Annotated in this window: 9 protein-coding genes and 1 pseudogene; 8 read left to right on the top strand and 2 right to left on the bottom strand. The window is 41.8% G+C overall.

Annotated features, from left to right (window positions below; translation table 11 throughout):
- Together C6Y40_RS09590 and C6Y40_RS09585 are read right to left on the bottom strand one after the other, a co-directional pair.
- On the bottom strand, positions 1-470 hold a 470-nt coding region (locus C6Y40_RS09590; protein ID WP_170308451.1), incomplete at its 3' end, for a DUF6444 domain-containing protein.
- A 100-nt stretch (positions 471-570) separates the two neighbouring features.
- Positions 571-1422, bottom strand: a pseudogene (locus C6Y40_RS09585) (IS4 family transposase); the annotation flags it as partial.
- A 296-nt stretch (positions 1423-1718) separates the two neighbouring features.
- Between C6Y40_RS09585 and C6Y40_RS09580 the strand changes: the two are divergent.
- The 8 genes from C6Y40_RS09580 to C6Y40_RS09545 all read left to right on the top strand — a co-directional run.
- Positions 1719-2747 (top strand): hypothetical protein, encoded by a 1029-nt coding sequence (locus tag C6Y40_RS09580; protein WP_105934403.1) that lies wholly within the window; start codon positions 1719-1721, stop codon positions 2745-2747.
- 214 nt (positions 2748-2961) lie between these two features.
- The gene (locus C6Y40_RS09575; RefSeq protein ID WP_240621898.1) at positions 2962-4095 is read left to right on the top strand and encodes a tyrosine-type recombinase/integrase; all 1134 of its coding nucleotides are present in this window, start codon (positions 2962-2964) and stop codon (positions 4093-4095) included.
- Between the two features lie 143 nt (positions 4096-4238).
- A complete protein-coding gene (locus C6Y40_RS09570; protein WP_020742709.1) occupies positions 4239-4625 on the top strand; it encodes a BlaI/MecI/CopY family transcriptional regulator in 387 nt (128 codons plus the stop codon).
- 8 nt (positions 4626-4633) lie between these two features.
- Positions 4634-5578 (top strand): M56 family metallopeptidase, encoded by a 945-nt coding sequence (locus tag C6Y40_RS09565; protein ID WP_012516824.1) that lies wholly within the window; start codon positions 4634-4636, stop codon positions 5576-5578.
- Positions 5579-5665: 87 nt separating this feature from the next.
- Positions 5666-6955: a TolC family protein gene (locus C6Y40_RS09560; RefSeq protein WP_020742708.1), complete on the top strand. Its 1290-nt coding sequence runs from the start codon at positions 5666-5668 to the stop codon at positions 6953-6955.
- Positions 6952-8190, top strand: a complete 1239-nt coding sequence (locus tag C6Y40_RS09555; RefSeq protein WP_012516822.1) for an efflux RND transporter periplasmic adaptor subunit — start codon at positions 6952-6954, stop codon at positions 8188-8190. The genes C6Y40_RS09560 and C6Y40_RS09555 overlap by 4 nt, the downstream gene beginning before the upstream one ends.
- A 12-nt stretch (positions 8191-8202) precedes the next feature.
- Positions 8203-11349, top strand: a complete 3147-nt coding sequence (locus C6Y40_RS09550) for an efflux RND transporter permease subunit (RefSeq protein WP_020742707.1) — start codon at positions 8203-8205, stop codon at positions 11347-11349.
- Between the two features lie 126 nt (positions 11350-11475).
- Positions 11476-12005: helix-turn-helix domain-containing protein (locus tag C6Y40_RS09545; protein ID WP_146129474.1), on the top strand; the 530-nt coding region annotated here is incomplete at its 3' end.

Raw genomic sequence — 12005 nt, 5'->3', positions numbered from 1 at the left:
CCCATCTGCCCTTGATTCACGTTGTCGGGTAGTGTGGCTTTTACCGTTTTACTGCACTGACAACACTGGCCCTGATGCAACTGATGTTCGACTACAGAGAATGCCTGGCTGGGAATATCAAATACCTGATGCCGACGATAAGGGGAATCATTGATAGCAATGTCACCACCGCAAGCACAAGTATCGTCGGGATAATAGGTGCGCGTCTCATCAACGGTATCGGCCAGCATCCGCTTACTACCTTTATGGCCGGATTGCGCACCGCGCTTACGGCCTGTCGGCTTTTTAGCTGGCGCAGAAGAGGACGCCCCCGGCCCATTAGACGATGGCGGGCGCGATGAATTACGACTGTTTTGATTCAGTCGGTCTTCGAGGTCATTTAGCCTGTCCCAGAGTGTACTAATGAGCTCATTGGCATCATCGAGATTAGTAGCGACGGGTGGCTTTGTGGGCTGCTTTTTACGTGGCATGAAACCACTCTGACAGACTGGCGGGATCAATCAATAGGATCCCCACGATCATTGAAAATAAATATTACTAACTGACAATAGGGCCCTGGTGAACGGTTACCAAGTTCGTCGCCCAATAGGTTGGCTCTGATTTACCTGGAGGCCAACTCGCTATCAGGCGATATGACACGCTTCCCTCGACATCCATATCGACCACCTGGCTTTGTCGGATGTGGTGCTTCACTTCCTTGAGCTTCACATTGTCGAATCGTTTCAAGCGCTTACCCTGTGCATTCACACCCAGCAACACCAAAGGGTTAGCGGTCGTTTTTGCCCTGACCAGATAACTCCCTCCCGCCTGATGGATACTCTCCAGATACGACAGTTTGAAATAACCCCGGTCTGCCATAAACAAACAGGCTACCAGCGACTCGGCTGGCGGTAAAAAATCATACTCTGCCACGCTGTCTGCACTAACGGCTATCCGTTCTGGTTGGCTATGTAACATGTCCCAGCTTACATGTACCTCGACCGCTGCTGGGCTAACAGTGGTAAAACGGCCTTTAAATTCTTCCTTTAACGCGTCGTGGACGGCAAACGAACTACCATCTTGTAACACGACTTGTTTAAACGCCGACAGGTCCGTGTCTGTACCAAGAATATGCTGCTGCCATTTGTGCAATGCAACGCCCACTATGCGCTGAATCAACTGCTTAAATGCTGGCTTGCTCAGTTGATTATGAAACGGCTTGTACTGCACATCGGTGTACGTCAACCCAGTAAAATAGCGGTGCAAATCACTGATGCAGTCAATGCTCTTGTCTCCCATGGCTGTCACCAGTGCCATCACTAATTCGTAAGGCTTCACAATACGTTCCCGATGGCAAAAACCACACCACTTACCGATATCGTTAATATTAAATTCGTTCAGGACTTCCGTTATCTTGTTTAGCTCGTTATTCTTATCGCGCATGTTCTCAAATTTTTTCAGGACGTTTGTTTGGCGATAAACATCTGATCAAATTTGGGACATGCATTCAAGCTCTAATTTCCTTAAGATCCTACCTATGAACTGTGAGTAGCTGAAGGTATGGGTTGCAATGTTGTGGGGTTTGCCCTATAACTATATTGCTCTTGGTAGGAGCCTGCCGCTCGTCGTTGCGAAGCTTTTTAAGTTCTACTTTTTATAATCTCGCTAACTCAATATTTTTATTCGGGTTTGTCCAGTGGTAGACGAGCGACGCTTCAAAACAAGCCGGGAGATTAAAAATGTTGGATAAAGATATTCAGCCGAGTACGATCGGCGGCATCAAGCGTTATGCCAAGCAAATTAAAAAAGAGTATGGTATACCTCATAGTGAAGCTTTAAATAAAGCTGCCCAAAAAGCTTGTTTTGAAAATTATTCACACGCCCTAAATTCCCTTCCGAAGTCAAAAGCTACTGAGTCACAAAACCGACTGTTCTTTTCGACTTATTGGCATGACAAGAGTAGCCGAACGTTTGGAAGGGAAGTACTTGAAATTAAACTGTCCAAACCTTTGTTTGAAATAGCCACAAAAAGTGACTTTAAGAAAGCTCATGGGCTAAGTTGGTTCAGATTGGCCTCACTAGATCACTTCGTTCATGACCAAATTATCCACTCACAAGAGACAGCTAGGGATTCCATTTGCAAAGCTGTGAGGGAATTAAGGTTTATGGAAGCAACCGGCTTGAAACCTACTAACGACTACGAAGCCGCTTACCCCAATAGAGACCCAAATAACAAGTTACCTCAAACTGACCATGCAACAAATTGGGAAGATCCAGATTCAGGTCAGTTTATCTTAGTAGATGAACCATACCTCGGTCCTGTGATTACAGGCGAAAGAGCTGAATGGGCAGATAAGCATAGTTGGCATTTGCAGGCTTCCAAATGGCAAGGAATGTACTATCCAGGTGAATCCCAGATGTTTATCGCCACTGATGCAACTACTGGATATGACTTTACAAGCTTGATGGAAAAAATTGACAATATACCCTCCCCTATCACCACAGAAAATTGGAACAGTGAATCATCTTTTGGTCACGACATATTTTTAAGTCCTCAAGCAATCACACCCCAAGACAAAAAAAGGGCCATAGCAAGAGGAACTATTCACCGAGAGCCAAGTAGTAAAACGGTGCCAATGAGAAGAAGCCAGCTAGTAAACGAAGTCAAAAAGAACAAACACCCAAATTTTCATGTAATCGACGTAAACGGTGAGGAGTATGTTAGGGCTAACCCAAACAAAAAGAAGATTGATAACGTAGATAAATGATGATTAGCGTCAAATTTATTTTGAGTTTTAAAAACAAAAAGCCCCGACCATTTCTGATCAGGGCTTCTTAATAAGTGGTGCCTCGACCCGGGATCGAACCAGGGACACGCGGATTTTCAATGCAAATCACCACTTTAACCCTTTGAAAATAAGCAACTTTTAATTTCTTTGCAAATTCTTTGCAAAAAGAACTCTTTTCTGTTTTACTGGCGCCATGGCACATCGAATCTTCTTAGACCACCAAATTAGACACGAAAATAACACACTAGTCCAAAGTAAGCGATTCAAAGACGTAGCTGACCGCGTCATCGAAAAGCTTGAAGAGCAACTAGAACACGGGGGCGGTAAACGCACCTATAAAGACTATATTCGAGCTTTAGAAAACTACCACATACCTTACTTTTCACGGACATTTATTACTTCAATTGACCAAGAAGAAATATCTAAATTTGATGAGTGGCGTAAAGGGCGGATGAAGAAGTCTCCAGCCTCCTCTACATTATTAACTCACAATGCTGCTCTTCAGCTCGTTTTTAAAGAAGCTATTGAGCAAAAATGGATGATCGCCGCTCAAGTACCTGTTCTTTCATCTAAAGGTGAAGCAGGCAAACGCCGCTCTGCATTTTCGGAAGAGGAATACGAAGCTGTATTGGACGCAATACTAGAAAGAGAATTTAATGCCCATAGTGAAAAAACTCGTCAGATCTGTGAGTTACTTTATGATTATTGTGAAATAACAATAAATACTGGTATTAGACACGGAACGGAAATGGACGCCTTAACGTGGAAGGACATCGAAATAAAAACGCAAGGGTCTAAAGCTCAATTCTTCATTCACATCACCAAAGGTAAAACAACAAAATATACAGGCCCTCGTAAAGTAGTTTGTAAACGTGATGTGATTGGTGCTTTAACTAGACTCAGAGAACGTTTTCCACTGCGTACACCTAACCAAAAACTATTTTTGCTAGCAAATGGTGAACCCACAAAGCAATTAGGTAAGGCATTTGAGAAAGCTCTCCAAAGTTCGGGATTAAAAGAGTCACCCAGAGGACCGCGAACGCTATACTCTCTTCGACATACCTACATTACGTGGCAGCTTCTCAACGGAACCAGCATGGACGTAATTGCGCGCCAATGTGGAACCAGTACAGCAATGATCGAGCAGCACTATAGTCACGTAAAGCCGGAAATGTTTGCCGATGCTTTGTCTGGAGTAACATTTGACAAAGAAGAGCCCAAAGCATTGTCTAAGAAAACATTGAACAGACGTGCAAAGACCGCAGAGCGCGACGAAAAACGCTTTAAAGAATGGGCTGAGGAGTTGAGAAAGCGTGGGTGTATTTAGTGCAAAATATAGTGAGATAATATTATTAATAAGTTCCGCCTAACGATGAAGTGAAAAAAACTGAGATAAAAACCGATTGCCGGTCGGTACTCTCTATGTATAATACCTATCGTTAATCGGTTTTTTAAAAGGGTGCGGCGAATATGAATCTTGGTGAACTTGAAAAGCTAGTTCTACATTATTTATGGAAGCACAAAGATGTTGATGTAAAGCAAGTTTATTCGCATTTCATAAATGTGAGGGGAGGAAGCTTAAATACCTACCAGAGTACACTTGATCGCCTTTTCAAAAAGGGACTTCTAGCCAGAAAAAAAGAGGGGCATGCATATATCTATAACACAAAAGTCGAGAGATACGAGTTGATCGGACAGCTTATAAAGTCAGTTGCTAGTGACTTTATTGCTGGCGACGATAGCAGCCTTATCGCAGCTTTTTCTTCCATCTCAAGTGAATTTAGTGTCGACCAACTAACTAAACTAGAGCAACTTATAGAAGAGCAAAAAAAGCTCAAGTCAGTGAACAAGGATTAAGTAAAATAATGACAATATTCTTCAACCTGCTAGCAATTTTTACTATTGCATTCGCAATAACTAATTTGGTTGTGTCTATTGGCGTATCTTTACTAGGACAAAAGTTAACATCTGTTCAGTTAAAACCAAGGAAAGCTCTGCTTTGGTTTTGTGTTTCAATGCCATGGATAATGAGCATTTTAGTCTGTCTTTACTTACTTGATATATATGTCTACTCAAGCATATTTGAAACTAAACAATATGCTCATTGGCATCATATATCAGATTTCAACTGGTTTAGTTGGCATGCAGTTACAATAATACTCCTGCTCTCTTACATGATGTTTGTATTGACTTCAAAGACGAGACAGCTATGGCTTCATAGACAGGAGGTGAGCTTGCTAACTTGCCTCTCAAAAAACTTAAGCCGGGGGGTATATGAAGTTGAGATACCTAAATTTGCAGCGTTTACCTCTGGAATACGGAGCAAGAAATGCTTCATAACTACAGGGCTTTTGAATGAGGTTACTCCCGAAGAACTTGATGTCATTTTAAAGCACGAAAGAGCGCATGTTGTAAATAATGATCCCCTGAAAAAGTGGCTTTTTAGTATTTTGGTCTCATTTTATTTTGCACCAGTAGCAAGATTACTAACTCTACAGATGGTGTTGGCTATGGAACAAGATGCAGACAATGCTGTATTAGAAGAAGGAATTGACCGGATATTCGTTGCAAGCACTTTAATTAAAGTTGCAAAGCTTAATGCGCAAGAGGACATACTTAAATCAAGCGCTTTAGTTGTAAATTTCGGAGCAGATGTCCTTGAGCAACGCATCTATTTCCTCTTGGGTAGGTTGCAGTTGTCACCTATCAATAAGACTGTAGCGTTCTCTTTTGCCATTGCATTATTTTTTCTATGTATGACTTCTTTAGACGGTGTTCATCATCTTATTGAAACGGTGTTTAGCCATTAAAATTTATTCTAAAAACCGATCGGTGAACGGTTTTTATTTTCAAACTTAGTCGAAGGCTTTTAAAAAGCTTTCATAAGGATTTTATTTATGTTTTTTGGAAAAAAATTAAGCAAAAAACCGATCATCAATCGGTATTTTGTGAGTGGTATGCTTATAAGCATGTCCATCAGTGGGATGTCTGTTGGTGTTAATGCACAAGAAATACTCACATTGAATGATGCAATTAGTCTATCCCTGCAACAACATCCTGAATTACATGTATTCACACATAAATCAGAGGCTGCAAAAGCTCTTATTACTCAAGCTGAGGTTGGCACGCCTAAAGTAGTTAATGCGCAACTCGAGGATTTCTTGGGCTCTGGTAACAACTCAGGGGTATCTGGATTGCAAGCAACATTGAGCATTTCATGGTTACTTGAAAATGACATTATCGAGTCTAGGGTCAATCTAGCTTCATCGAAAGCTGACGCAACTACAATTGATCAAGAGGTTAAAGCCGTTGATATCGCAGCAAATACAGCACGATTGTATATAACCTTATTGGCTCAAAAAGAGAACTTAAAGTTGGCGAAGATTGCAGAAGACCAAGCGAAAGATCTCTTGGACAATGTAGAAGGTCGTGTAAAAGCAGCAAAAGCTAACGCTATCGATGAACTCCGCGCTCGCGCTTCGCTATCTTTGTACGAGCTAGAAGTAGAAGATCTTGTTCATGAGATTGCAGCAACAAAATCTGCATTAGCGGCGCAGTGGAAGGGTACTACAAACTTTTCAGTAACTGGAACGCTTACAAATATTCCTTCAATTTCTGAGTTAGATGAAGTTTTGAAAAGATTGAAGGAAAACCCGAAAATCCAACGCTACATACTACAGCAACAAGAAATTGAATCTGAAATTGATTTGGCAGTAGTAGAGGAGTCACCCGCTTGGGAAGTGTCGACAGGCATTAGACGAAACGAAGTAATTGACGACTTTGCATTTGTAGCTGGGATATCAATACCTATTGGAGGCGAAGGTCGTAATAAAGGATTAATCACGTCTTTGCGTGCAAAGCAGAGCCAAAGTGCTGCTGAATCTGATGCCTTACTTCAAAGTATTTCCACTGATGCTCTGTTGTTGACTCACAAATTAAAGCACAGCCTCCATGTAATCCAAAAATTATCAAACAGTTCCATTCCGATGTTAGAGCAAGCAAATGAGCAAGCTAGTCGAGCATACAACATCGGAAGTTACTCATATACGGACCTCTTTGCGGTCCAGAAAGAACTGTTAAATGCGCAGAAGAGCCTAATCGATGCCTATACCAACATTCAACTATTTAACATTGAATTAGAGAGATTAACGGGTACTTCGGTATCCAAGAATGAGAGAGCACTATGAAACTTCGCAAATTATTTACCTTAATAGCATTTGCCCATATTGGCATTAGCTTATCCGCAATCAGTAACCTAGCTGTTGCTGAGTCAGCTAAAGAAATTACTCAAGAAGAAGTAGAGAAAGGCCCTAATAATGGTCGAGTATTGAGACAGGGTGACCTTGCTATCGAGCTGGCGATTTATGAAACCGACACCCCTCCCGAATTTCGTGTATACGCTAGTTATGCAGGACAGCGAATATCAGCTGAAGACATTGAAGTGAACGTAAAACTCACGCGTTTGGGAGATGGCATCGATGACATAGATTTTTATGTTGAGGGCAATTATCTGCGCGGTGACATGGTTATCTATGAACCTCACTCTTTTTTAGTTTCACTTACTGCCAATTACCAAGGCAAAACATACGAATGGTCTTACGATAACTATGAAGGAAGGACAAAAATAGATGATTCACTAGCAAAGGCTATGGACATTAAAACCGATTTCGTATCGAGTAAAAAACTTAACGCGCGGTTGAAAGTATATGGCCAGTTAGTTTTACCCCCCAATGCAGTGAGGAATATATCTGCGCGTTATCCAGGCGAAATAACTTCTGTTGATGTCATTTTAGGTCAAGCAGTAAAGAAAGGGCAGACTCTTTTCACTATCCAATCAAGCGAAAGCTTGCAAAGTTATCAAGTTAAATCGCCGATTGATGGCCTAATTACATTTCAGGATATTGGGGTAGGCGAACAATCGGGAGACAAGAAACTAGTCGCTATTACTGATACCTCGCAATTAATAGCAGAGCTGAACGTATATCCAGAAGACCAAAACAAGAAATTGTTAGATGCTCCCGTCGATATACAAGTTCCGGGTCACGATAAGACGATAAGCACTAAAATTTTTGACAGCCTTTATGCCGTTAACGGCTCGCAAGCAAAAGTCTATCGCGCCATTGTAAATAATAATGACGGCTTTTACTCACCAGGACAGTTTATAACTGCCCAAATTCTCTTTGACTCATTCACCGTTGAAAGAGCTGTGAAAGAGGAATCCCTTCAGGCTTTTAGAGATTTCACGGTGGTCTATGGAAAGTTTGGTGATCAATACGAAGTTCGGATGCTTGAGCTCGGCCGAAAAGCAGAGGGATGGGTTGAAGTACTAAACGGCATTCCCTCTGGAACAGAATATGTCACTCTCAACAGCTACATAATAAAGGCTGATATTGAGAAGTCGGGCGCGTCTCACGACCACTAAGGAACTCCTTGAATGTTAGATGCTATTTTAAAATTTTCAATCGAGAGAAGTAAGCTAATTCTCGTTTTTGTTTTCGCGGTAGCGATGCTTGGCCTTTGGAACTTCCAAAAGCTGCCAATTGATGCTGTACCAGACATTACCAATGTGCAGGTTGTAATAAATACAGAGGCACTTGGGTATACCCCACTGGAGGTAGAGCAACGTATCACGTTTCCTCTTGAAACCGCATTGTCAGGAGTTCCAAACCTGTCTTATACGCGTTCTGTATCTCGCTATGGATTATCACAAGTAGTTGCGATCTTTAATGATGACACTGATATCTATTTTGCTAGGCAATTAGTCAATGAACGTATTAACGCTGCAAAATCTGAACTTCCCTCAGGACTGGAGCCTGAGTTGGGGCCAATTTCTACGGGACTTGGTGAAATATTCATGTTCACGGTTGACGCTAAGGAAGGGACAACCAATGAAGATGGTCGTCCAATTTCCCCGACAGACTTAAGAACAGTTCATGATTGGGTAATTCGTCCACAATTGATGCAAGTAGAAGGCGTTGTTGAAGTCAACCCAATTGGAGGATTTGAGCGCGAGATCCTTATTGCACTGAACCCCGATAAATTATTGTTATTCGGTTTAACTCAGCAAGATGTCATAAATGCAGTAGGAAAGCATAATTCAAATAAAGGTGCAGGTTTTATTGAGAAAAATGGTGCTCAATGGTTAATTCGACTGCCTGGACAAGTGGAAACGCTTAAACAAATTTCTGAGATTCCTTTGCCTACAGACCTTGGCAAGATTGTTCGAGTAAAAGACGTCGCGGAAGTAAAAGAAGGTAAGGAGCTAAGATCTGGGGCTGCAACACAGAATGGTCGAGAGGTCGTGCTGAGTACAGTCTTTATGTTGATAGGCGAGAACAGCCAAAAGGTCGCGAGAGGTGTTGGTGAACGAATAAAAGAAATTAGCGCGTCACTTCCCGAAGGAATAGTCGTAAACGCTGTCTACGATCGAACAAAACTAGTCAATACAACATTAGATACGGTCGAAATGAACCTTACTGAAGGGGCTATTTTGGTCATTGTTGTTCTGTTCTTACTATTAGGCAACATAAGAGCCGCATTTTTGACAGCTTTAGTTATTCCTTTCGCCATGCTTATGACTGTAACGGGAATGATTCAAACACGAACAACAGCGAATCTGATGAGCTTAGGTGCACTCGATTTTGGATTGTTAGTCGACGGGGCTATCATTATCGTTGAGAATTGTTTGAGGAGACTTTCTCATGCCACTCAAAAAGGCGAGCTTAACGCCAAACAACGTTTATCCTTAGTTTACGATGCGACACGAGAGGTCATTCGACCTGCTTTATTCGGGGTTTTCATAATAACCGCAGTCTACTTACCTATATTTGCGCTATCAGGTGTTGAGGGAAAGATGTTTCACCCAATGGCAATAACGGTAGTAATAGCTCTTGTTAGCGCGATGGTACTTTCAATTACATTTATCCCTGCTGCTATTGCGCTAACTTTCAAAGGCAAGGTAACTGAGAAAGAAAACATCATTATCAATACCTCAGTATCACTTTATAGGCCTGCTCTGAAGGTTATTTTAAAGGCGAGATGGCTGGTCATTATAGTTGCATTCTCATTAGTTGTGCTGGCTTCATTTATGGGGATGCGGCTCGGCAGTGAGTTTGTGCCAAACCTTGATGAGGGCGACATCGCGATGCATGCGCTGAGAATTCCTGGTACTTCACTATCGCAATCTATTGCGATGCAGAAAGTACTTGAAGAGAGAATAAAAGCGTTACCCGAAGTAGAGCGCGTATTTGCAAAAATAGGTACCGCGAATGTAGCTACAGATGCAGTTCCTCCTAGCGTTGCTGATAATTTTATAATTATTAAGCCTAGAAGCGAATGGCCTAACCCTAATAAGACTAAAGAACAGCTAGTTGCTGAATTAGAAGAACTAGTTACACCTGTGCCAGGCAATAGGTATGAATTTCTCCAACCAATACAGATGCGATTTAATGAGTTGCTTGCTGGAGTTAGAGCAGAGCTTGCAATAAAAGTATTTGGTGATGATTTTGATACTTTGGCTGAACTCGGGAAAGAAATCGAAACGGCAATTCAGGATGTTGAAGGTATACGTGATGTGCAGGTAGAGCAAACTAAAGGTCTTCCAGTACTCACTTTTCTACCGCACAGAGAAAAGCTCGCATTATACGGGCTTAGCCTTGAAGACTTTCAAACACAAGTAGCTGTGTCTATGGGGGGGCAAGTCGCAGGAAAATTTTACGAAGGCGATAAACGTTTCGATATTGTAGCGCGTCTTCCTGAGGAAAAGCGCCAAGATGTAAATTCGCTGTCTAATTTGCCTATCTCCTTACCAAATGGTGAGCATATACCTCTAAAAGAGCTTGCTGATATGGAAGTTATTTTAGGAGCTAATCAAGTCAACCGCGAAAACGGAAAGCGCAGAGTCGTTGTTACTGCCAACGTGCGTGGTCGAGATTTAGGTAGCTTTGTTCAAGATATACAGGCAGCGATTAAATCTAAAGTTAAATTACCTGCCAGTTACTGGATTGAATATGGTGGTACTTATCAAAAGCTACAGTCTGCGTCTGAGCGTTTAAGCATTGTGGTGCCAGTCACACTTGTTCTTATTGTTTTACTTTTATTCTTAGCACTAGGTTCGATAAAAGACTCGCTCATTATTTTTTCAGGGGTTCCATTAGCACTTACAGGGGGGATCTTTGCTCTGTACCTTCGAGGCATCCCTTTTTCAATATCTGCGGCAGTCGGCTTTATAGCGTTATCTGGTATAGCAATTCTGAACGGATTAGTGCTTGTTTCGTTTATTCGAGATTTAATTTCGAGGAACCAATTGCTCGAAAGTGCAATTATCGAAGGAGCAGTAACGAGGTTAAGACCTGTTATCACTACAGCTCTCGTAGCTTCGCTAGGTTTTATTCCAATGGCATTAAACACAGGAATCGGCTCTGAAGTTCAAAGACCATTGGCAACCGTTGTAATAGGAGGTGTAATTTCTTCAACAATCTTAACGCTTTTCGTCTTACCCGCACTATTTCGAATTTTACATTCGAACGACAAGTCTGAAGAGCACATTTCTGGGAATTCATTAATGAAAAGCGAAGGGTAAATAAATGTTAGGTAAATTAAAGTGAATTAGTTCCGACCAGATCTGACACATCGACTTGAAATGATGAGAGTTACCCGGTTTGATAAAGGTGTCGAATCTTTATTAAACAAACCAAAGGTAACTCTCATGTTGCATACTAACAATCCAATCATTAAACACAAAGCAGGTTTACTCAATCTAGCCGAGGAACTCGGTAATGTATCTAAAGCCTGCAAAATCATGGGTGTATCACGAGATACGTTTTACCGGTATCAGGAACTGGTTAAAGAAGGTGGTGTTGATTCGCTAATTAGTCAGTCCAGACGCACTCCTAACCTTAAGAATCGCGTGGATGAACAAACGGAACAATCCGTTATTAAATACGCAGTAGAGTTTCCTGCACACGGCCAAGCCAGAACCAGCAATGAACTTCGTAAGCAAGGTGTATTCGTGTCTGGTAGTGGTGTTCGATCCATCTGGCTCCGGCATAACCTGGAGAACTTCAAAAAGCGTTTAGCTGCCTTGGAAGACAAGGTTGAAAAGGAAGGCATCATTCTTAGCGAAGACCAAGTTGCTGCGCTGGAAAAGAAAAAACAGGACGATGAAGCCTGCGGTGAAATTGAAACGCATCACCCTGGCTATTTAGGCTCTCAGGACACGTTCTATGTAGGTAACTT

Source organism: Marisediminitalea alba, assembly GCF_002993365.1.
GTDB classification, from domain to species: Bacteria; Pseudomonadota; Gammaproteobacteria; order Enterobacterales; family Alteromonadaceae; genus Alteromonas; species Alteromonas alba.
This window is presented reverse-complemented; position numbering and strand designations above follow the sequence as displayed.